The organism is Pedococcus sp. P1_H8 (genome assembly GCF_056405175.1).
This window is the reverse complement of sequence record NZ_JBFUCP010000006.1, coordinates 119,125-138,231: the sequence shown is the minus strand read 5'-3', so window position 1 is coordinate 138,231 and position 19,107 is coordinate 119,125. Positions and strand designations below refer to the sequence as shown.

The window sequence follows — 19,107 nt, the reverse complement described above, 5'->3', positions numbered from 1 at the left end:
ACAGACCCGGTGGGAGCAGTCGTTCGGTAAAGATCCTGTCCGGTCGGGGCCCTGGCCGACCAGGGGTGACGAGGGTCACCCCATCGTGTCGCTGTCGGGGGCTCGGGGCGCGGGGAAGGGCAGGTCTAGAAGCGTCGGAAGTAGTCGTCGTAACCGCTGGGCGTCGAGCCGTCGCCGGTGCTGGCGCGGGGCTGGAGGCGTTCGACGGGTTCGATCAGCTCGACACCGTCGAGGGTGAGGTCGTCGATGTTGGCGTCCTGGGCCGGCGCCGGCCGCCAGCGGCGGGGCTCCCGGGCGGGTTCGTCGTCCGGCTCGTCGAACTCCGCCGGCAGCCGCAGCCACCAGATCGCGGCCAGCGCGAGCAGGAGCAGGCAGACGACCGGCATGGCCACCCCGTTGAGCAGCTGCTCGGTCGTGTTGGGTCCGGGGTCGTACGTGACGGCCTCCGTGTCCGACGAGGGCGCGTTGGGATCACCCCGGACCAGTCCCAGTGCCGTGATCACCACGAAGGACAGGTTCAACAGGAAGGCGGCGACCCAGACGGCGAACGTCTCCCAGCGCAGCAGGCCGGCGTGGCTGACCGGCTGCGCGAAGTTGAGCATGCCGAGCACGGCCAGGAGCAGCAGCGACCCGATGAGGATCCCGGTGGGCGACTGGCCGTAGCCGAACCCGTACATCGCGAACGCGAAGAGCCTGTCGAGGAACGGCGTCGCCTCGGCGAGCTGCTCCCCGTTGGTCCCGAAGCTCTGGCTCGTCGACTGGAAGACCAGCCAGCTCTGGTAGGCCGTCGCGACCACAGCCACCGCCGCGGCCACCTCGAGCAGTCGAGCCGACAGGAACCACGTGCGCGGCAGGGTCCAGTCCAGCCGCACCGACGTCAGCTGCATCGTTGGCCCCTTCCTCCCGGCGTCCAATCTAATCGAGGGTGGCGCCGCCACAATGGCCTGATGCGCATCTTTGCCGCCGTCGTGCCGACCGAGACCGCCCTGGAGGACCTCGCCGATTTCCTCGACCCCCGCCGGGACGCCGGCCCGGACCTGCGGTGGACCGACTCCAGCCTCTGGCACGTCACCACCGCCTTCATGGCTGACGTGCCCAGCCGGCTCGTGGAGGCCCTGGTGGACGGGGTCGCCGAGGCCGTGGGCGAACGCCGTCCCATGTCGTTGCGCCTCAAGGGTGGCGGCGCCTTTCCCAACCCGTACGAGGCACGGGTCACCTGGATGGGCGTCGATGGGGAGTCGGAGTCCCTGGAGTCCCTCGCCGGGCTGGCGCGTGCCGTCCGCCGCGCCTGCAGCCACGTCGGCGCCAGCCCCGAGGGCGGGCCCTTCACGCCGCACCTCACCGTGGCCCGCTCGCGCCACCCCTTCGAGGCAACGCGGTGGCTGCGTGTCCTCGATGCGTATGCCGGTCCGACCTGGACCGCGGACGAGGTCACCCTCTTCGCGTCGCACCGGGGCGAGGGCAGGGGCCGCCCGCACTACGAACCCATCGCCGTGGTCGAACTGGCCGGCTGACCGGGCCGACCAAGGCACTCGCGCCCGCGGTGGGCGCCCCCGGCAGGACTCGAACCTGCGACCTAGAGATTAGAAGGCTCTTGCTCTATCCAGCTGAGCTACGGGGGCAATGGCGCAGAGTCTAGGACGAGCGTCCCCCATCACTCAGTTGCGCCAGGCGGCGCAGGGCGAGCTCGGCCAACAGGGCGGCGCCGTCGGGGACCACGGAGTCGTCGAAGTCCGCTCGCGGGGAGTGGTTGTCCGGAGCCGAGTCGAAGTCCGCGACCCGGCACGCGCTGAGGTTGACGTAGGCGCTCGGCACCAGCTGCCCCACGAAGGAGAAGTCCTCCGAACCCATCTCCGGGTCGCGTTGGTGGGCGTAGCGCTCCGCTCCGAACAGGTCGACGATCGTGTCCTTGGCGAACGCGTACTCGGCCTCGTCGTTGACCGTGACCGGGTAGCCCGGCAGGTGCTCGACCTCCGCCGTCAGGCCGTGCGCCTGCGCGAGCCGGGTCGCGAGCAGCTCGATCCTGCGACTGGCCTCTGCCCGCGCCTCCTCCGACAGGCTGCGCACGGTCGCCTCGAACACCGCGTCGTCGGAGATGATGTTGTCCTTGGTGCCGCCGACGAACTTGCCGACGGTGATGACGACCGGGTCGAAGACGTTGAACTGGCGCGTCACCAGCGTCTGGAGGGCGACGACGATCTCGCACGCCACAGGGATCGGATCCTTGGCACGGAAGGGCTGCGACCCGTGACCGCCCTCGCCCACGACCCGCACCCTGACCTCGTCGGCCGCCGCCATGAGGGGCCCCGGGCGTCCGAACCACGTCCCCAGCGTGTGCTCGGAGGAATACACGTGCAGGGCGTATGCCGCGTCGACGCGCCTCCCAGCCGCCTCGAGCAGGCCCTCGTCGATCATCGGTTTCGCGCCGCCGGGGCCCTCCTCCCCCGGCTGGAACATGAAGACGACATCGCCCGCGAGCTCGTCGCGCAGCTCGTGCAGGATGCGCGCGGCCCCCACGAGTCCCGCGACGTGCAGGTCGTGACCACACGCGTGCATCAGCCCCTCGTGGCGTGACACGAAGTCCAGCGGCAGGTCCTCGCGGACGGGCAGGGCATCCATGTCCCCGCGCAGCAGGACGACCGGCCGCCCGTCGCGGCGAGGTTCGGCGTCGCTCCCGGCGTCGCTCCCGGCGTCGCTGCCGGCGTCGGTCCCGGCGCCTCCGCGGCCGCGGAGCACGGCGACGACCGACGAGAGCGACTCCCCCAGGGTGATCTCGAGGTCCAGGCCGTCCAGTGCCGCGAGGACGGCCTGCTGCGTCAGCGGCAGCGACATCCCGACCTCGGGGATCTGGTGCAGCTCGCGCCGCAACGCGATGAGGTCCGGGCCGATGGTCGAGGCGATCTCGAGGGTGCGCACGCCCCGCACGCTAGTACGCCCCGAGGAAGTCCCTGCGGCTGGCGGTGATGGTCTGGAGCAGGTCACGTTCGGTCTCCAGCGCCCGCTCATCGGCGGCGCTGTGGTGCATCCGCGCCCGCAGCAGGGCCAGCTCGCTCGCGGAGTCCTGGAACCGGCGCATCGACCGAAGCATGGAGCGACCGCCCGAGGTCCTCGCCCAGACGCGGGCGGACCGGCGCCCGTTCATGGTCGCGAGCATGTGGACCTCGCTCGGTGACAGCCATCCGGCGTCGGCGTACTCACTGAGGTGACGGCCGATGAGGCGTCCCTCTCGGCGGCGCGCCCAGACCACCAGGGCCACGAAGGCGACGAAGATCGGCACCTCCACGAGGAGGTAGACCGACAGCAGCCCCGCTCCGCCCGTGATGGCCGCGAGGTTCCACACGGCGTGGGACAGCGCCGCCAGGAGGTAGCCGGCGACCGGTGCCAAGACCTTCAGCCCGCGGTGGCGCGTCGTGGCGGCGATCCCGATACCGATGCCGGTGAGCACCGTGAACATGGGGTGGGCGAACGGAGTGAACAGACAGCGCGCGATGAAGGTGCCGGTGAGCGACGCGTCGCCGCCGTGGTCGTAGGCCATGCCGAGGTACTGGATGTTCTCGGTGAACGCGAAGCCGGCCGCGACCACCCCGGCGTAGACCATCCCGTCGATGATCCCGTCGAACTCGCGACGCCGGAACCACCACACGAGCAGGACGAGCAGCCCCTTGCAGGCCTCCTCCACGAGCGGAGCCGAGAACACGGCCGTGGCGAGCATCGCGTCGTCGTCACGACCGGTAGCGGCTTGGAACGCGACATTGGCGCCCGTGTTGAAGACGCCTGCTGCGAGCGCAGCGACGAGTGCACCCCAGAGGAAGGCCGTCACGAGGTAGCGCCACGGCTCCGCCTCGAACCGGTCCAGCCACAGGAACGTCGGGATCACGATGCCCAGCGGGATGGCCGCGAGCACCACGGCCAGGAGAGTCGTGACCAGGCCCAGGGTCGCCCCGTAGTAGACGGACAGCACGATCGCTGCCAGGCCGAACCCCACGACGATGACACCCGTGAGCAGCCAGCCGCGCAGCCTGCCGCGACCGGTCCCGCCGGTGGACACGTGGCCCGGCGGCACGGAGGCCGGCCCACCCGCGGGCGAGGCGTCCGCGGCATACCCCTGCTCTGGTCCCCACGTCATGACGGGCAGGGTAGTCGAGGCGGACGTGGCGCCGCCCTGTCACCACTGGGCAATATGGTGGTCCGGTGACTGCCACCCCCACCGACCGCTCCGTCAACGACCGCATCGTCTGGATCGACTGCGAGATGACCGGGCTCTCCCTGGAGGCCGACGCCCTCATCGAGGTCGCGGCGCTCGTGACCGACTTCGAGCTCAACCAGCTCGGTGACGGCGTCGACGTCGTCATCACGCCCCCGGCCGAGGCGCTCGAGCAGATGGACGACTTCGTGCGCACCATGCACACCACCTCGGGGCTGCTCGAGGAGCTGGCCGGCGGCACGACGATGGAGGACGCCCAGGAGCAGGTGCTCGCCTACATCCGCGAGTGGGTGCCCGAGCCGCGCAAGGCGCCGCTGGGCGGCAACACCGTCGGCACCGACCGCAACTTCCTCGCCCGCGACATGGCAGAGCTCGAGGCCCACCTGCACTACCGCATCATCGACGTGTCCTCGATCAAGGAGCTGTCGCGGCGGTGGTACCCGCGCGCCTACTTCGGCTCGCCCAAGAAGTCCGGGGGGCACCGGGCCCTCGCCGACATCCGTGAGTCGATCGCCGAGCTGCGCTACTACCGCGAGGCTGTCTTCGTGGCACCCCCCGGTCCCGACACCGACACCGCCAGGGGCATCGCCGCGCGTCACGTGGTCAACCACAACTGACCTACGCGCGACGGCCCCTCGGTATGCCGCGGGGTCGCCGGCGGCGCCTCCCTCACCGACGCGCTGGTCTTCCGGGGTGGTCACGAGCACGGCTCCGGAACGGGTACTATTGGCGTCGCTTCCGCGGCCGGCATTGTCCGGTCGTGACGCATGGTGGGCGTAGCTCAGCTGGTAGAGCACCGCGTTGTGGTCGCGGGGGTCGCGGGTTCAAGCCCCGTCGCTCACCCCATACCGAAGGCCCCTGACCGAGCTGGTCGGGGGCCTTCGTCCTGCTCTGGTGCAGGGGACCAGGCGACGGGAGACTGGTCGCATGCCGGGCTGCTGCGACCCCCAGGGGTACGAGAAGATCTTCGGGCCCCGCTTCGCGCAACGACAGGCCCGTCGGTACCGCAAGCGCGGCCTGGGCTCGACCGAGCGCGACATGGTCGACTTCCTGGCCCGTCGAGGAGTGACAGGGGCCTCGGTCCTGGAGATCGGTGGCGGCGTCGGCGAGCTCCAGCTCGAGCTGCTGCGCCGTGGCGCGGCCCGGGCGACCAACCTCGAGCTCGTGGCCGCCTATGACGGGCCTGCCCGCTCGCTGGCCGAGGAGGCTGGCTTCTCCGATCGGATCGACCGACGGCTGCACGACATCGTCGAGGCGCCTGAGGAGGTCGAGATGGCCGACGTGGTCGTGCTGCACCGGGTCGTCTGTTGCTACCCGGACTACGAGCGGCTCCTGGGCGCCGCCGCGGACCACGCGCGGCACCTGCTGGTGTTCAGCCACCCACCGCGCACCCTGGGCACCCGGGCCTACATCTCGTTGCAGAATGCCGCGCTGCGCCTGATCCGTCGTCCGTTCCAGTCGTTCACCCATCCCCCCGAGGCCATGCTCGCGGTGTTGCGCGAACGCGGGCTCACACCGGTGCACGCTCGCCGCGGGCTCGTCTGGCACGTCGAAGGGCTGGTCCGCGAGGCCGGCTGACTCGCCCCACTGACTTTCGGGCCTACTGGCGGCTGGCTCTGGCGCTGGCTCTGGCGCTGACTCAGGGGCTGGCTCAGGGGTGTTGGACCCGATCCCGCCTCTGTCCGGCAGGATGGTCGGGTGTTCATGGACTCCGACGGCAAGCGCAGGGCCATCCGGATCGGTGTCTGGGTGGCGATCCTCGGACTCCTCCTGGGCGTGCTGAGCTCGCTCGTCATGGCGACGGGCGCCGACGCCCACGCGGCGCTGAAGTCGATCTCCCCCAAGGACGGCTCCTCGCTGGCCACCGCGCCGACGCGGGTAGTGCTGACCTTCAACGAGCCGATCGGCACCAGCTTTGCGACCGTGACCGTCACCGGAGCCCAGGGTGCGGTGTCTACGGGCAGGGCGGCGGTCGACGGCGTGACCGTCACCCAGGCCCTGGCACCCGACCTGCCGAACGGCCGCTACACCGTCGCCTTCCGCGTCGTGAGCGAGGACGGGCACCCGGTGTCGGACAAGGCGACCTTCACGGTGGCCGCAGCTTCGACGCCCCCGTCAACGGCGACCAGTGCTCCGTCGGCCACACCCCTGCCGGCGACCGTGGACTCGGCCACGGCAAGCCCGACGCCAACCGTCGCCGATGATGCCGCCGACGCCAACAGCGGCCGCGGTCTGCGGATCGGGTTGGCCGTCGGCGTCGCCGCTCTAGCCCTGGCCGGCGGGACCGCGCTGGTCGCCTCCGGTCGCCGTCGATCCGTCGACGATCCGGGCGAATGAGCCGTGACGTCAGCCGATTTCACCCCGCCCGCTTCGTCCTGCTAAGGTCTCTCCTCGCGCGCCATTAGCTCAATTGGCAGAGCAGCTGACTCTTAATCAGCGGGTTCGGGGTTCGAGTCCCTGATGGCGCACCATGTGATCTCTCAGGAGATCCCGGACAGGCCGGACCCAGGATTTGGGTCCGGCCTTCTGGTTTTTGGTTTGGGGCCGGGTGGTCTGCCGAGGGGCTGGTAGTTCCTGGTTGGGTCGAGGGTGAGCTCGCGGAGCAGTTCCCCGGTTGCGGCGTTGATGATCCGGACGTGGAGTCCGTCGACGAGTTTGAGGACCTGGGTGCCGGCGTGTTCGGCGCCGGTGCCGATGTGGTGCATTCGGCCGTTGAGTCGCAGGCTGAGCTTGCCGTCGGGGTCGACCTTGTCGCTGAGGACTCGGGCGTGGGAGTCCTTGGTTCGGTCGGCGCTGGGGCCGGTCTTGGGGCGGGCGTGGTAGGTCGTCGCGGGGGTGGCGCGGTGTGGCAGGGAGCTGTGTGGGCGGGTGGTGTTGTAGGTGTCGACGAAGGTGTCGATGAGGGCTTGCAGCTGCGCGGTGGTGCTGGGCTGGGTGGGTTGTGCGGCGAGCCATTTCTTCAGGGTCTGCTGGAAGCGTTCGACCTTGCCGCAGGTGGTGGGGTGGTTGGGTCGGGAGTTCTTCTGGGTGATGTTGAGCCGGTGCAGCTCGGTCTCCAGGGCGGTGTGTCCACCGCGGCCGCCGGAGAACCGGGCCGTGTAGACCATGCCGTTGTCGCTGAGCACGGAGGCGGGGTAGCCGTGTTCGGCGGCGGTGTCGCGGAAGGTGTCCAGCACGATGCGGCCGTTGATTCGCCGGTGGGCTGAGACGTGTAGGGCGTAGCGGGAGTGGTCGTCGAGCCAGGTGAGGATCTCGATGTCGGTGCCGGCGGGTGCGCCGTCGGTGAGGCGGTAGTGGGTGAAGTCGGACTGCCAGGTCTCGTTGGGTTGTTCGGCGGCGAAGCGGATGTAGGAGGCTTTTGGTCGCTTCTTCGGTTGCCGGACGACCAGGCCTTGCCGGGTCAGGGTGCGGGCGATGGTGCTGGTCGAGACCTGGACGTTGTGGTGGTGCCGTAGGTGCCAGGCGATGGTGTCTGGTCCGGCGTCCATGCCGTACTCGGTCAGCTGTTTGCGCAGCCGGATGATCAGGTCGATCGTCGCGGGCGCGATTGCGGTGGGGCTGGTCGTGGGTCGTCTCGATCGTGGTTCGAAGGCGGCGTCGCCTTCGGCGCGGTAGCGGGCGAGCAGTTCGTAGGTCCACGAGCGTGAGACGCCGTAGGTTCGCGCCACCTCGGCGACCCTGCGTCCTTCGATCTCGATCGCGGTGATGACCAGCCGGGCTTTGGACACGCCAGCAGCCTCGTCGCGGAATCCACCTTGAGGCCTCAAGTGTCCGGGATGTCTTGAGAGACCTGTCCGGGATGTCCTGACGGATCACACCTGATGGCGCACCACCCTCGAAGGGGCCGATCGCACTGCGACGGCCCTTTCGCCTTCTCCGGTCAACGTCGCCTCCATCACCGTGGGCCTCCAGTCCGCTCATGGCTCAGGGCTGAGGGTCAGCGATGAGCACCACGTGGACGCGTTCGTCCGCGACGTCGAGCTCCCTCGAGTGCACCAGACGTGGGCCTCGGGATGACATCAGACCCTTGACAGGCTAACGCCGTTAGCCCATGCTGCCACTCAGAGGCTAACGCCGTTAGCCTACATCTGGAGGAGAGCTGCCATGAAGAATGTCACGACCGTCATCGACATCCCGGTCACCCAGGAGCGGGTGTGGGCCACGCTCGTCGACACCGCTGCATACCCCTCCTGGAACCCGTTCATCACGAAGCTGTCCGGAGAGCTGGCCGCTGGCCAACGGCTCGAGGTCAGGATTGCGCCTTCCGGCGGTCGAGCCATGACGTTCAAGCCCACAGTGACGCAGGTCGAGCCCGGCCGCCGCTTGGAGTGGCTCGGCACCGTGGGCATCAAGGGCATCTTCGACGGCCGACACGCGTTTTCCTTGGAGTCCTTGGGAGACCAGGGCACCCGGCTCACGCAGTCCGAGGAGTTCAGCGGCATGCTCGTTCCGTTCGCCGGGAAGGTGCTGGCGCGCACCCGAGCCGGTTTCGAGGCCATGAACGACGGGCTACGGCAGCGGGCGGTAGCGGGCAAGGCTGCATGAGCCGCCTGGAGGAGATCGTCGACGTCGCCCAGAGGTTGCTGGAAGACGAAGGGACGGGAGCCCTGTCAATGCGACGCCTCGCGAGCGAGCTCGGCATCCAGGCGCCTTCGTTGTACAAGCACGTCGAGGGCAAAGAACAGATCGAGGCGGCGCTTCAGGAACGGGCACTGACCCAGTTGGGTAACGCCCTGCACCCCGCCGGCGATCTCCGTGCCCTTGCCCACGCGTACCGCCAATGGGCGCTGGCACATCCACGTCTGTACGAGCTGACGACGAGAAGGCCATTGCACCGCGACCAACTCAGGGACGGCGTGGAGACGGCTGCGTCAGCACGCCTGGTGGCCCTGGCCGGCTGGAACGTGGACCGGGCGCGCGCTCTCTGGGCCGCGGCCCACGGGCTGGTCGACCTCGAGCTGGCGAACCGGTTCCCCGAGGATGCGGACGTCCAAGCTGCCTGGGACGCCTTGGTGGCGGCATTCGACCCCGGCCCCGACAACCGCGCCGACTCCAGCGCGAGCTGATCATTTGCCCGGTGGATAAGTGATCAGCTTCAGCCGCCGTTGACAAAGCCGCGCCCAAGAGAGCCCCTGACCTGCGCTTGGCCGGACTGGCGTCTGTCTCTCGTGGCGGACTTGTGCGCGTTGAACGTCACTCGGATCTGTACCTTCTCCGAGATGGCAGCTCTTCGCCGGACCCTGCCTCACCACCGCACCGCGGCGGAGGGCCTTGGGGTAGGCCTCCCCGATTCGATTGGCCGGTGCGACTCATGGGCCTGAACTGGGCCCTCATGGTTGCCGCGGCCTTGTTGGTCGGGTTCGCCAAGACGTCCATCGGCGGAGTGGCGACAATCGCAGTCGCGTTGTTTGCGTTGGCGCTCCCGACAAGAGAGTCGACCGCAGCCTTGCTCGTGTTGCTGCTTGTAGGTGACTGCGTGGCGGTGTGGCGCTACCGCCACGCTGCCGACCTGCGGCTCCTGCGTGCGCTGATCCCAGCGGTCCTGCCCGGACTCGTTTTCGGGTCACTGTTCCTTGCCACGGTCGACGATGCCGTGCTGCGTCGCGGGATCGGAGTGATGCTCTTTGTCCTCGGCCTCCTGCAGCTCGTGATTCAGCGCGCAGAACGGGAAGTCGCGACACACGCATCGTCAAGGTGGGCGAGCCTCTCCACCGGCTTGGCAGCGGGTTTCGCCACGATGACCGCAAATGCCGCAGGGGCTGTGATGACGCTCTACCTCGTCGCGAAAGGGGTCGAGAAGCAACGCTTCTTGGGAACGAACGCCGTGTTCTTCCTTGGGGTCAACCTTTGCAAGGTGCCCTTCAGCGCCGGCCTGGGCTTGTTCTCGGAGACGACCCTCGTTCGGTCCCTGCTTCTTACCCCTGCTGTGTTGCTGGGGAGCTGGGTCGGACTTCACACGGCCCGGCGCCTGAGCCAATCGCACTTTGACCGGGCGGTGCTCGTGGCAACGCTCGTCTCAGCCACGGTGCTGATGGTCGCCTAGCCGCCAAGTCGGCGGTTCGTGCGCCGGCGCCTGTCACTTCACTTGGGGCAGCACGGTGGACGCGATCTCCTCAAGGTGATCGATGTCGCTCAGATCAAGGGTCTGTAGATAGACACGACTTGCGCCGATCTCACCGTACTGACCGATGGCGTCGACGATCTTGTCTGCGGACCCGACGAGGCCAGTTGCGTGGAGAGTCGTCGGCGTGTACGCCGTCGAGGGCACCGTCGCCTTCACCAACTTCCGCTACCGCGGCACCGACTCACCCACCGATCCACGACAAGGAGAAACACCATGACCGACATCGCGATGCCCGAGGGCTTCCTCTGGGGGGTCTCGACCGCCGGCCACCAGAACGAGGGCGACAACACCAACAGCGACACGTGGTTCCTCGAGCACACCGACCCCACTCCCTTCCGTGAGCCCTCCGGCAAGGCGACGAACAACTGGGTCCTGTGGCAGGAGGACATCGACCTGGTGAAGGCCATGCGGCTCAATGCCTATCGCTTCTCCGTCGAGTGGGCCCGGGTCGAACCCGACGAGGGCACCTTCTCTCCCGAAGCCCTCGACCACTACGAGGCCATGGTCGACGGCTGCATCGCGGTCGGAATAGCGCCGATCATCACCTTCAACCACTTCACCGCACCGCACTGGTTCGCCGCGAAGGGTGGCTGGCTGGCCGCTGATGCCCCCGAGCTCTTCGCCCGCTACTGCGGCGTGGTGATGGACCGGTTCGGGGACCGTATCTCGCATGCCGTGACGCTCAATGAGCCGAACCTGCCTCGGCTCCTCTCGTGGCTGCACATCCCGCAGTTCGTCCACGACCTCGAGCGCGCGAACCTGGAGGCCGCCGGCGTTTCGGCAGGCGTCGAGCGCTACCGCGCGTCGAACGTCGTCGTTCCAGAGGAGTTCGACGCGATCGGCGACGGGCTCACGGCCGGCCACCGTGCCGCGAAGGCCGCGATCAAGGGGCGCCGCCCCGACCTGCCTGTCGGCTTCTCCATCGCCGTCGTCGATGACGTCGTGGTCGGTGACGACGCCTCCGTCCGCGACCGGAAGCGGGCCGAGGTCTACGGCCGGTGGTTCGAGCTGGCCAGGGACGACGACTTCATCGGCGTCCAGAACTACGAACGGATGGCCTACGACGGCACCGGCGAGGTCCCCCCGCCGGCCGACGCCGAGCGCAACCAGATGGGCTCGGCAATCGAGCCGGCCTCGCTCGGGGGCGCCGTTCGGTACGCATTCGAGGAGACCGGTGTGCCGATCCTGGTCACCGAGCACGGCATGGCGACCGCCGACGACCGCCAGCGAGCCGCGTTCCTGGCACCGGCCCTCGACGGGCTCGTCGCCGCCATGGCGGACGGGGTGCCCGTGCTGGGCTACCTCCACTGGACCCTGCTCGACAACTTCGAGTGGGTCTTCGGCTATGAGTCGGCACTCGGCCTCCACGAGGTCGACCGCGAGACCTTCGCGCGCACGCCCAAACCGAGCGCCGCTGCGTACACAGCCCTGGTGCAGCAACACTCGAGCGCACCCTGACCGCCCATCCCCCGCTCGGTCGAGGTAAACGCGCCGGGGACTCCCGGCGCGTTTACCTCGATCCGGTCGCGTCCCGGGTTGCGAGACGCGCGCCCCTCCCCGTGGACGACGCCCCCCACGTCGTGCTCCACTAGTGCCATGTCTTCGACCACCGCGGCGTTCTGCATGCACATGGGCTCCATGTGCAGCGGCGTCATGCGGTGTTGCTGCTGCGCCTGACCCCAGCCCGCACCAGCCTCGGCGCCCCATCGTGAGCGCGCCGCCCGATCGGAAGACGAAGCCATGGTTCCACCCCTCCTCAGCCACGCGGCATACCACCGCATCCACCTCGACCTGCACCTGACCCAGGGCTCGCTCTGTCGCCGAATGTGTTGCCCCGCACCGCATTCCGACCGCTCGACCCTCACCCATCATCAGGAGCAGGACCATGACCGCCATCACCACCGCCGGCACACCCGGCGTCAACCGCTTCACCCGTAGCCAATTGCTGCGGACCGCGCAGCTGTTTGCCACCGACCCCGATCTCGAACGCGAGGTCGACCTGAACGCCACCGAGCGCAGCTGGCGCCGGCTCGACGCCACCGCCCACCTCGAGATCTGGCTGATCCACTGGCCGGTCGGGACGTCCACCGGCTGGCACGACCACCTCAAGTCGGAGGGCGCCTTCCTCACCGTCAAGGGTGAGCTCGCCGAGCAGTCCTGGTCGGCGAACGCCGCACACGACCGCTACCTGTGGGAGGGCGAGGGTCGCTCGTTCGGCGCGCGCCACATCCACAACGTGGCCAACCTCGGCGACCGACCCGCGCTGTCGGTCCACGTCTACTCCCCCGCGCTGCGGGGCATGACTCGCTACGCCCTGCTGGACAACACGCTGCGCCAGACCGGCGTCGAGCGGGCGGGAGAGCAGTGGTGAGCGCCACGACCGTCCACTGGGAGACCCGCCTGTTCAGCGACCCGACCGCGACGCCGACCGCAGCATCGGCCGGTCGCGGCTGGGACGCCCCGACCTACACCGGCATCGACGACCAGCTCAGGGACGCCCGCAGCCGGCTGGACCGGGTCAGCGCGCGCGGCGCCTACCAGGAGGTGCTCCACGGACGCGCCGTCCTCGTCGACATCCGGCCCGCAGCACAGCGCGCTTTCGAGGGCGAGGTCGCAGCCCATCTCGGACCGCTCGTCATCGAGCGCAACGTCCTGGAGTGGCGCTTCGACCCTCGGCACGAGGCGCGGCTCCCGTTCGCCACCTTTGACACCCGCGCGCTGGTCCTGTGCCAGGAGGGCTTCACGTCGTCCTTGGCCGCAGATGCGTTGCTGCGCTTGGGAATCCACCGGGCCACCGACGTCATCGGCGGCTTCCGCGCATGGCGCGAGGCTGGCCTGCCGATCGCCACCTGAGGTGAGGTATKCCGCGGGGCCCAGCCCCGCGGCATACCTCGCCGTTGCGTGTCTTGTGGCCCAGTCCCGGGGCTCAGCGGTGACGGCGTCGCGCCGCTCCCAGGCCGATGAGCGCGACGGCGGCAGCTGCGAGCGCGGCGATGCGTTCGGTGCGCAGGTCACCGGACTCGGTGCGGGTTGCCTCGGTGAACCTGGTCCTGAGCGACTCGACCTGCCGCCGGGCGATCTCCTGTGGGGCCGTGCGGGTGTGCAGCTCGTCCACGGTGCCCGCGAGGCGCTCCCGCGCGGCGGCGATGTCGGCCTCGATCTGGTCGACGGACTTGCCGCTGTCGGCCGAAGGCTTGCTCGAGTTCTCGCTCATGCGGGCTCCTTGGTGGATCGGGCGGGCAGAACGGGTCAGCCGAGACCGAGGTCGCGGCGCAGCTTGGCGACGTGACCGGTGGCCTTGACGTTGTACCAGGCGTGGGAGACCTTGCCGGCCTCGTCGACGACGACGGTGCTGCGGATGACCCCCTCGACGGTCTTGCCGTAGAGCTTCTTCTCGCCGAAGGCTGCGTAGGAGTTCATCACCGACCGGTCCGCGTCGGACAGCAACCGGATGGTGAGTCCGTCGTGCTCGCGGAACTTCGCCAGCTTCTCGGGCTTGTCGGGCGAGATGCCGAGCACCTCGTAGCCCTCACGCTTGAGGGTGTTGATGTTGTCGCTGAAGTCGCAGGCCTGCGTGGTGCAGCCGGGGGTCATCGCGGCCGGGTAGAAGTAGACGATGACCTTGGTGCCGCGCAGGTCGGAGAGGGAGACCTCGCCGCCCTGGTCGTCGGGCAGGGTGAAGTCCGGGGCGGTGTCACCCGCGGTCAGTCGCTCGGCCACTGCTGTCTGCTCCTCGTCGTTCGGATAGTGTTATTGCGAGTCAATTGCAATAGCGTGATGCCACCAGCGGTTCCCAACCTATCCCAGCCGGGCGACCGCCACCTCAGGACGACATCCACGCGACGCCCGGGCTCCGAATCACCAGGGCCTCAGGACGCCAACATCTCGAGAGCCTGCACCACCTCAAGACAGGAGCGAGCCGTGCACGTCCCCGACGGATTCCTCGACGCACCGACGTCGGTCGGCACTGCCGTCGTCGCGGTCGCCGGGGTGGGACTGGCTCTCCGGAGTGCCCGTCGTGAGCTCGACGACCGCACCGCCCCCCTGGCCGGGCTCGTGGCGTTGTTCATCTTCGCGACCCAGATGCTGAACTTCCCCATCGGTGCCGGCACGTCGGGCCACCTCCTCGGCGGCGCCCTCGCGGCGGTCCTTGTCGGTCCGTGGACGGCAACGCTCGCCATCACGGTCGTGCTGATCGTGCAGGCCACCCTGATGGCCGACGGCGGCCTCACCGCGCTCGGCACCAACATCACCCTCATGGGCCTGGTCGGCGTGTGGGTCGGCTGGCTCGTCTTCGTCGGCGTGCGGGCCCTGCTGCCCCAACGGCCGGCGTCGGTCATCCCCGCTGCGGCGGTGGCGGGGCTCGTCTCGGTGCCGACGGCAGCGTTCGGGTTCTCGGTCCTGTTCGCCATCGGCGGGAACGCCGACGTGCCGTTCGCCACGGTGGCCACCGCCATGGTGAGCGTGCACACCATCATCGGAATCGGGGAGGCAGTCATCACCGCACTGGCCGTCTCCAGCATCGTCACCGTGCGTCCGGATCTCGTCTACGGCGCGCGACACAGCCTGCGGCAACGCACTCTGACGATCCGCGACGAGGTGCCGGCATGAGCACCCGCCGCCTCGTCGTCGTCGGCGTCCTCGTGTCGCTGTTCCTTGCGGGAGTCGTGTCGTTCTACGCCTCCAGCCACCCCGACGGCCTCGTGTTCGTGGCCGGGAAGAAGGGCTTCCTGGACTCTGCGGGGGCCCACGCCACCGACGGCTCACCGTTCGCCGGCTATGCCACCCGAGGCGTCGAGAACGCAAGGCTCTCGGGCGGGATCGCCGGCGTCGCGGGAGCCACGCTCGTCTTCGTGCTCGCGGGTGGCCTCTTCCTGGCGGTCCGGCGCCGCCCTGGCAGCGACAACGACAGCGCCGAAGACACCCCCACCGAATCCTCCGGGGACGGGGACGGCTGACGTGGGCGCCGGACACGGTCACCACCTGCACTTCCACGGGCACTCAGTCGTCCACCGGCTGCCCGCCCACGCCAAGCTCGTGGCGCTGCTGGGCTTCGTCGTCACCGTGGTGCTCACCCCACGGACGGCGTTCGTCGCGTATGCCGTCTACCTCGCCCTCGTGCTGGTCGCCCAGCGCTGCTCCCGGGTGCCGTTCGCCTACTACGCCAAGCGGATGGTCGTCGAGGTGCCCTTCGTGGTCTTCGCCCTGCTGATGCCGTTCGTGGCGACGGGGCCACGAGTCGACGTGGGTCCGCTGCGGCTCTCCGAGGGCGGTCTGCTCGCCGCTTGGGCACTACTGGCCAAGGGCACCCTGGGCGTGATGGCCTCACTCGTGCTCGCGACCACCACCGAACCGCGACATGTCGTGGCGGGGCTGGAACGACTGCGCCTGCCTCACCAGCTCGTGCAGATCATGGGCTTCATGGTGCGCTACCTCGAAGTCGTCACCGGGGAGATGGCACGCATGAAGGTCGCGCGCGAGTCCCGCGGCTTCCGGTCGCGGGACGTCCGGTCCTGGCCCGTCCTGGCCACGACCGCGGGCGCGTTGTTCATCCGTTCCTACGAGCGCGGCGAGCGGGTGCACCTCGCCATGCTCTCCCGCGGCTACACCGGTCAGCTCCCGGTGACCCACGCCATGACGGCGACCCGCGAGCAGTGGCGGCTGGCCGGCACACTCCCGGCTGCGGCACTGGCCACCCTGCTCGCGGTGGTGTCGCTGTGACCACTCCCGTCCTCGACGTGCAGGGCCTGGCCTATGCCTACCCTGACGGCCACCAGGCACTGTTCGGCGTGAACCTCCATGTGCACCAAGGCGAACGCGTCGCCCTGCTCGGCCCCAACGGCGCCGGCAAGACGACGCTGGTGTTGCACCTCAACGGCATCCTCACCGCCGGCGCCGGCACCGTGGCCGTGTCAGGGATGCCCGTGACCAAGGACAACCTGACGGAGATCCGGCGACGGGTGGGCGTGGTCTTCCAGGACCCAGACGACCAGCTCTTCATGCCGTCGGTGCGCGCCGATGTCGAGTTCGGCCCCGCCAACCTCGGGCTGCGCGGTGCGGCCCTCGAGGCGCGGGTCCTCGCGGCTCTCGACCGGGTGGGAATGGTCGACTTCATCGACCGTCCGCCACACCACCTGTCGTTCGGGCAGCGTCGTCGCGTCGCGGTCGCGACCGTGCTGGCGATGGAGCCGGAGATCCTGGTGCTCGACGAGCCGTCGTCCAACCTCGACCCCGCATCGCGGCGCGAGCTCGCCGACATCGTCCGCTCCCTCGACGTCACGGTGCTGATGGTCACCCACGACCTGCCCTACGCCTACGAGCTGTGCCCGCGGTCAGTCGTGCTGTCCGACGGGGTCGTCGTCGCGGACGGGCCAACCCGGGACGTCCTCACCGACGACGCCCTCATGACGGCCCACCGGCTCGAGCTGCCGTTCGGGTTCGACCCGCGGACCATCCCGGCCCCCTAGTCAGTCCACGTGGTCGCCGCATCCCAGACGGCGGGGTCGCTCCCCCATCGGCGCCCCACCCACGCGAATTCCCTTGGCCCGTCGTCGATTCTGAAGGCTGGGCGCGACTGGGCGACCCGGCCGGAGGCCGTCTTGGACTCGACCAGCCAAGGGCTCGGGTCGTCGATCGCCAGGGCGGGCGCGTCGAGGGCATCAGTCTGCAGCAACCAGTGGGCGGTGCGGGCCAGGTGGGCCCCCACTCGCCAGGTGCCGCCGTCCGTCGCCCGGCGCCGCAGGGCCGCCAGCACGCCGGCCGCCAGCAGGTAGCCGGTCGCGTGGTCGAGCGCCTGCGCGGGCAGCGCTCCGGGCATGGCCTCGTCCCGCGACTCGATGAGCGCCATCCCGGTGGCCGCCTGGACGATGCTGTCGAACCCGCGTCGCCTGCCCCAGGGCCCTGTCGGGGTCCAGGCCGTCAGGCTCGCGCAGACGAGATGGGGATGCTGCTCGGCGAGGCGGTCCGGGTCCAACCCGTAGGCCGCGAGCGCTCCTGGCCGGTAGCCGGTGACCAGCACGTCGGCGCCGGCCAGGAGCTCGTGGAGGCGGTGGCGCGCGTGCTCGTCGTGCAGGTCGACGAGGGTCGAGCGCTTGCCCGCGTCCGTGTCGAGGTGGAGGGCCTCCAGCTCGGGCAGGTGGGGGCTGTCGACCCGCAGCACGTCGCAGCCCAGCAGTGCCAAGGTCCGCGTGGCGACCGGCCCGGCGAGCACCCGGGTGAGGTCGAGGACCCGCGGGCGTTCGGGCACGGGGACCGGGCCCGCTGACGGAACTCCTGCGGTGCCTGGGCTGGGAAGGGTCTGCACGGAGAGCAGGTCGTGGCCGGCCACGGCGCCGCCCTGGTCCGAGGCCATCCACTCGCGCACCGACCGCACTCGCACGGCGATGCCGTGGTCGGCTGTCACCAGGTCCTCGACCTCCTGGGCCGACCGTTCAGCGATGGCCGTCGCGGCGTCCTCGCGGGTCGCTTCCTCGGCCAGACCGAGGGCCCGCAGCAACCGCACCCGGTGGTGGGGATAGTTGGCGTGGGTGCGGACCCAGCCGTCCCGCGCCTCGAAGAACCCTGACAGGGGGGCGAATCCGGGCGCGTGCACGCCATCCACGGTCTGCAGCTGGTCGTTCCGGAACGACACCGACACCTGGCGTGGATCGACGTGCACCCGCCGGGAGCCGTGCAGCGCGGCAGCGGCGAGACCGGCAGCCGCGACCGAGCCGCAGGCGAGGGTGTTCACCGGCAGCGCAGCAGGAAGGGCACTGTCGGCGCCCAGGTCGAGGTACGCCGCGGCATACCCCTCGTCCAGGCCGAGAGCCGGGAGCACCTCGCGAAGCAGGTGGTTCACAGGTCGACTCTATGCCGCCCCCACACACCGTCCGGGTCGGCAGGGCAAGCCTCGGGCGGTCAGGGTCGCGTTGCCTTCCAGGCGGCGTACTCGCCGCGCAGGCAGGTGCCGCATGGCCGGTATCCGGCGGCGATGGCCGTCGCCTCGTCCGCGAAGAAGACGCGGTGCTGGACGTAGCCGCCCTGGCTGATGGCGCGCAGCGCGGACGGGCAGTCGAGGCGGCCGTACAGCTTGCTCCGGCGGTTGCCGCCGAGCGTCCCGGGAAGCTCACTCGCACAAGGCTTTCCGTCGAGACCGACGAGGGTGAACACGGCAGCCCTAGTAGCCCTCGGGGAGCAGCTCGCCCACCGGCGTGCTCGCCTCGAGGCGGTTGGCTGGCGGGGCGAGCGGGCACACCCAGCGGTAGTCGTAGACGCAGGACGGGTTGTAGGCGAAGTTGAGGTCCACCACCCAGCGCCCCTCGTCGTCCCTGCCGAGGTCGGTGCCCTTGACCGTGTCGAGCAGGTAGCGCCCGGCTCCGTAGGTCTCGGTGCCCGCGGAGCCGTCGCGCACGGGCAGGAACAGCCCGCCACCGTAGGAGTTCAACCACCAGACGTCGAGCGTCCCGAGGCCCTGCAGGGTCACGCGACCGGCACCTGCGAAGGGCACGATCCCATCGGTCGCCGACCGGAACTCCCACGGCTCCTGGCCGTCGCCGACCTCCTCGACCTCCACGACGAACCGGTATGCCGGGTCGTACGGCGCGTGCCGCAGCTGCTGGCCCTCGCGGCGCGGGGAGGCAGGGTGCTCGAGGAACAGCCTCGAGCGGGTGTCGATCCACAAGGCATGGGCGTCGACAGGGTCCGGCTCGGCCCGCACCGCGGCATACAACGCATGCACCTCGCGGCGCCATGATGCAACGGTGAGCGCCGATGGATAGGTGAAGTCGTCGTCGTCCATCTC

At 69.7% G+C, this 19,107-nt stretch carries 24 protein-coding genes and 3 tRNA genes; 16 read left to right on the top strand and 11 right to left on the bottom strand.

The window, feature by feature from the left end; translation table 11 throughout:
* Window positions 1-125: 125 nt before the first annotated feature.
* Window positions 126-887: a hypothetical protein gene (locus tag AC1DYG_RS10390; RefSeq protein ID WP_477639779.1), complete on the bottom strand. Its 762-nt coding sequence runs from the start codon at window positions 885-887 to the stop codon at window positions 126-128.
* A gap of 60 nt (window positions 888-947) precedes the next feature.
* On the opposite strand from AC1DYG_RS10390, the gene thpR reads away from it, so the two are divergent.
* Entirely contained in the window at window positions 948-1,514 is a 567-nt protein-coding gene (gene thpR / locus AC1DYG_RS10385; protein ID WP_477639778.1) for an RNA 2',3'-cyclic phosphodiesterase, read from the top strand.
* 34 nt (window positions 1,515-1,548) lie between these two features.
* On the opposite strand, the gene AC1DYG_RS10380 is transcribed toward thpR, so the two are convergent.
* The 3 genes from AC1DYG_RS10380 to AC1DYG_RS10370 all read right to left on the bottom strand — a co-directional run bounded on the left by AC1DYG_RS10380 (window position 1,549) and on the right by AC1DYG_RS10370 (window position 4,126).
* Window positions 1,549-1,622: transfer RNA gene (locus AC1DYG_RS10380), tRNA-Arg, on the bottom strand.
* 13 nt (window positions 1,623-1,635) lie between these two features.
* On the bottom strand, window positions 1,636-2,916 hold the full coding sequence (locus AC1DYG_RS10375; protein WP_477639777.1) for a M20 metallopeptidase family protein: 1,281 nt from the start codon (window positions 2,914-2,916) through the stop codon (window positions 1,636-1,638).
* A 10-nt stretch (window positions 2,917-2,926) separates the two neighbouring features.
* The gene (locus AC1DYG_RS10370; protein ID WP_477639776.1) at window positions 2,927-4,126 is read right to left on the bottom strand and encodes a PrsW family intramembrane metalloprotease; all 1,200 of its coding nucleotides are present in this window, start codon (window positions 4,124-4,126) and stop codon (window positions 2,927-2,929) included.
* 65 nt (window positions 4,127-4,191) lie between these two features.
* Between AC1DYG_RS10370 and orn the strand changes: the two genes are divergently transcribed.
* The 5 genes from orn to AC1DYG_RS10345 all read left to right on the top strand — a co-directional run bounded on the left by orn (window position 4,192) and on the right by AC1DYG_RS10345 (window position 6,675).
* Window positions 4,192-4,821, top strand: coding sequence for an oligoribonuclease (gene orn / locus AC1DYG_RS10365; RefSeq protein ID WP_477639775.1), 630 nt, complete (start codon window positions 4,192-4,194; stop codon window positions 4,819-4,821).
* A 153-nt stretch (window positions 4,822-4,974) separates the two neighbouring features.
* Window positions 4,975-5,050, top strand: a tRNA-His gene (locus tag AC1DYG_RS10360).
* An 81-nt stretch (window positions 5,051-5,131) separates the two neighbouring features.
* Window positions 5,132-5,782, top strand: a complete 651-nt coding sequence (locus AC1DYG_RS10355) for a class I SAM-dependent methyltransferase (protein WP_477639774.1) — start codon at window positions 5,132-5,134, stop codon at window positions 5,780-5,782.
* Between the two features lie 126 nt (window positions 5,783-5,908).
* Window positions 5,909-6,541 (top strand): copper resistance CopC family protein, encoded by a 633-nt coding sequence (locus tag AC1DYG_RS10350; RefSeq protein WP_477639916.1) that lies wholly within the window; start codon window positions 5,909-5,911, stop codon window positions 6,539-6,541.
* A gap of 58 nt (window positions 6,542-6,599) precedes the next feature.
* A tRNA-Lys gene (locus tag AC1DYG_RS10345) sits at window positions 6,600-6,675 on the top strand.
* 9 nt (window positions 6,676-6,684) lie between these two features.
* Here the strand turns inward: AC1DYG_RS10345 and AC1DYG_RS10340 are convergent.
* Window positions 6,685-7,932, bottom strand: coding sequence for an IS481 family transposase (locus tag AC1DYG_RS10340; RefSeq protein ID WP_477639773.1), 1,248 nt, complete (start codon window positions 7,930-7,932; stop codon window positions 6,685-6,687).
* Window positions 7,933-8,308: 376 nt separating this feature from the next.
* On the opposite strand from AC1DYG_RS10340, the gene AC1DYG_RS10335 reads away from it, so the two are divergent.
* From AC1DYG_RS10335 to AC1DYG_RS10325, 3 genes are all read left to right on the top strand, one after another.
* The gene (locus tag AC1DYG_RS10335; protein WP_477639772.1) at window positions 8,309-8,749 is read left to right on the top strand and encodes an SRPBCC family protein; all 441 of its coding nucleotides are present in this window, start codon (window positions 8,309-8,311) and stop codon (window positions 8,747-8,749) included.
* Window positions 8,746-9,270 (top strand): TetR/AcrR family transcriptional regulator, encoded by a 525-nt coding sequence (locus AC1DYG_RS10330; protein ID WP_477639771.1) that lies wholly within the window; start codon window positions 8,746-8,748, stop codon window positions 9,268-9,270. Before AC1DYG_RS10335 ends, AC1DYG_RS10330 begins: the two co-directional genes overlap by 4 nt.
* A 245-nt stretch (window positions 9,271-9,515) precedes the next feature.
* The gene (locus AC1DYG_RS10325; RefSeq protein ID WP_477639915.1) at window positions 9,516-10,247 is read left to right on the top strand and encodes a sulfite exporter TauE/SafE family protein; all 732 of its coding nucleotides are present in this window, start codon (window positions 9,516-9,518) and stop codon (window positions 10,245-10,247) included.
* A gap of 33 nt (window positions 10,248-10,280) precedes the next feature.
* On the opposite strand, the gene AC1DYG_RS10320 is transcribed toward AC1DYG_RS10325, so the two are convergent.
* Window positions 10,281-10,484, bottom strand: coding sequence for a hypothetical protein (locus AC1DYG_RS10320; protein ID WP_477639770.1), 204 nt, complete (start codon window positions 10,482-10,484; stop codon window positions 10,281-10,283).
* Window positions 10,485-10,541: 57 nt separating this feature from the next.
* Here AC1DYG_RS10320 and AC1DYG_RS10315 point away from each other — a divergent pair, with 57 nt between their 5' ends.
* The 3 genes from AC1DYG_RS10315 to AC1DYG_RS10305 all read left to right on the top strand — a co-directional run bounded on the left by AC1DYG_RS10315 (window position 10,542) and on the right by AC1DYG_RS10305 (window position 13,181).
* Window positions 10,542-11,786 (top strand): glycoside hydrolase family 1 protein, encoded by a 1,245-nt coding sequence (locus AC1DYG_RS10315; protein ID WP_477639769.1) that lies wholly within the window; start codon window positions 10,542-10,544, stop codon window positions 11,784-11,786.
* 427 nt (window positions 11,787-12,213) lie between these two features.
* A complete protein-coding gene (locus AC1DYG_RS10310) occupies window positions 12,214-12,699 on the top strand; it encodes a cysteine dioxygenase (RefSeq protein ID WP_477639768.1) in 486 nt (161 codons plus the stop codon).
* Window positions 12,696-13,181: a rhodanese-like domain-containing protein gene (locus AC1DYG_RS10305; protein ID WP_477639767.1), complete on the top strand. Its 486-nt coding sequence runs from the start codon at window positions 12,696-12,698 to the stop codon at window positions 13,179-13,181. Before AC1DYG_RS10310 ends, AC1DYG_RS10305 begins: the two co-directional genes overlap by 4 nt.
* 73 nt (window positions 13,182-13,254) lie before the next feature.
* Here AC1DYG_RS10305 and AC1DYG_RS10300 read toward each other — a convergent pair whose 3' ends face one another.
* Window positions 13,255-13,542, bottom strand: a complete 288-nt coding sequence (locus AC1DYG_RS10300; RefSeq protein ID WP_477639766.1) for a DUF3618 domain-containing protein — start codon at window positions 13,540-13,542, stop codon at window positions 13,255-13,257.
* A 35-nt stretch (window positions 13,543-13,577) separates the two neighbouring features.
* On the bottom strand, window positions 13,578-14,048 hold the full coding sequence (gene bcp / locus AC1DYG_RS10295) for a thioredoxin-dependent thiol peroxidase (RefSeq protein WP_477639765.1): 471 nt from the start codon (window positions 14,046-14,048) through the stop codon (window positions 13,578-13,580).
* Between the two features lie 201 nt (window positions 14,049-14,249).
* On the opposite strand from bcp, the gene AC1DYG_RS10290 reads away from it, so the two are divergent.
* From AC1DYG_RS10290 to AC1DYG_RS10275, 4 genes are read left to right on the top strand one after another with little or no spacing between them, the layout of a single operon-like run.
* Complete coding sequence (locus AC1DYG_RS10290; RefSeq protein WP_477639764.1) at window positions 14,250-14,939, top strand: energy-coupling factor ABC transporter permease; 690 nt, start codon at window positions 14,250-14,252, stop codon at window positions 14,937-14,939.
* The gene (locus AC1DYG_RS10285) at window positions 14,936-15,286 is read left to right on the top strand and encodes a PDGLE domain-containing protein (protein WP_477639763.1); all 351 of its coding nucleotides are present in this window, start codon (window positions 14,936-14,938) and stop codon (window positions 15,284-15,286) included. Before AC1DYG_RS10290 ends, AC1DYG_RS10285 begins: the two co-directional genes overlap by 4 nt.
* A 1-nt stretch (window position 15,287) precedes the next feature.
* Window positions 15,288-16,049, top strand: coding sequence for a cobalt ECF transporter T component CbiQ (cbiQ, locus tag AC1DYG_RS10280; RefSeq protein WP_477639762.1), 762 nt, complete (start codon window positions 15,288-15,290; stop codon window positions 16,047-16,049).
* On the top strand, window positions 16,046-16,795 hold the full coding sequence (locus tag AC1DYG_RS10275; protein ID WP_477639761.1) for an energy-coupling factor ABC transporter ATP-binding protein: 750 nt from the start codon (window positions 16,046-16,048) through the stop codon (window positions 16,793-16,795). The genes cbiQ and AC1DYG_RS10275 overlap by 4 nt, the downstream gene beginning before the upstream one ends.
* Here the strand turns inward: AC1DYG_RS10275 and AC1DYG_RS10270 are convergent.
* From AC1DYG_RS10270 to AC1DYG_RS10260, 3 genes are read right to left on the bottom strand one after another with little or no spacing between them, the layout of a single operon-like run.
* Window positions 16,792-18,165 carry a CoA transferase gene (locus AC1DYG_RS10270; protein WP_477639760.1) on the bottom strand — a complete coding sequence of 458 codons (1,374 nt, stop codon included), beginning with the start codon at window positions 18,163-18,165 and terminating at the stop codon, window positions 16,792-16,794. The genes AC1DYG_RS10275 and AC1DYG_RS10270 overlap by 4 nt on opposite strands.
* A gap of 59 nt (window positions 18,166-18,224) precedes the next feature.
* Window positions 18,225-18,476, bottom strand: a complete 252-nt coding sequence (locus AC1DYG_RS10265) for an Ada metal-binding domain-containing protein (protein WP_477639759.1) — start codon at window positions 18,474-18,476, stop codon at window positions 18,225-18,227.
* Between the two features lie 7 nt (window positions 18,477-18,483).
* Entirely contained in the window at window positions 18,484-19,104 is a 621-nt protein-coding gene (locus tag AC1DYG_RS10260; RefSeq protein ID WP_477639914.1) for a DUF1684 domain-containing protein, read from the bottom strand.
* Window positions 19,105-19,107: the final 3 nt, after the last annotated feature.

Excerpts from the sequence above, each read along its gene's own strand:
- AC1DYG_RS10390 (WP_477639779.1), bottom strand. The coding sequence starts at position 887 with ATGCAGCTGACGTCGGTGCGGCTGGACTGGACCCTGCCGCGCACGTGG.
- AC1DYG_RS10260 (WP_477639914.1), bottom strand. The coding sequence starts at position 19,104 with ATGGACGACGACGACTTCACCTATCCATCGGCGCTCACCGTTGCATCA.
- AC1DYG_RS10315 (WP_477639769.1), top strand. The coding sequence starts at position 10,542 with ATGACCGACATCGCGATGCCCGAGGGCTTCCTCTGGGGGGTCTCGACC.
- AC1DYG_RS10300 (WP_477639766.1), bottom strand. The coding sequence starts at position 13,542 with ATGAGCGAGAACTCGAGCAAGCCTTCGGCCGACAGCGGCAAGTCCGTC.
- AC1DYG_RS10325 (WP_477639915.1), top strand. The coding sequence starts at position 9,516 with ATGGGCCTGAACTGGGCCCTCATGGTTGCCGCGGCCTTGTTGGTCGGG.
- thpR (WP_477639778.1), top strand. The coding sequence starts at position 948 with ATGCGCATCTTTGCCGCCGTCGTGCCGACCGAGACCGCCCTGGAGGAC.
- AC1DYG_RS10310 (WP_477639768.1), top strand. The coding sequence starts at position 12,214 with ATGACCGCCATCACCACCGCCGGCACACCCGGCGTCAACCGCTTCACC.
- AC1DYG_RS10285 (WP_477639763.1), top strand. The coding sequence starts at position 14,936 with ATGAGCACCCGCCGCCTCGTCGTCGTCGGCGTCCTCGTGTCGCTGTTC.
- AC1DYG_RS10370 (WP_477639776.1), bottom strand. The coding sequence starts at position 4,126 with ATGACGTGGGGACCAGAGCAGGGGTATGCCGCGGACGCCTCGCCCGCG.
- AC1DYG_RS10355 (WP_477639774.1), top strand. The coding sequence starts at position 5,132 with ATGCCGGGCTGCTGCGACCCCCAGGGGTACGAGAAGATCTTCGGGCCC.
- AC1DYG_RS10350 (WP_477639916.1), top strand. The coding sequence starts at position 5,909 with ATGGACTCCGACGGCAAGCGCAGGGCCATCCGGATCGGTGTCTGGGTG.
- AC1DYG_RS10330 (WP_477639771.1), top strand. The coding sequence starts at position 8,746 with ATGAGCCGCCTGGAGGAGATCGTCGACGTCGCCCAGAGGTTGCTGGAA.
- AC1DYG_RS10335 (WP_477639772.1), top strand. The coding sequence starts at position 8,309 with ATGAAGAATGTCACGACCGTCATCGACATCCCGGTCACCCAGGAGCGG.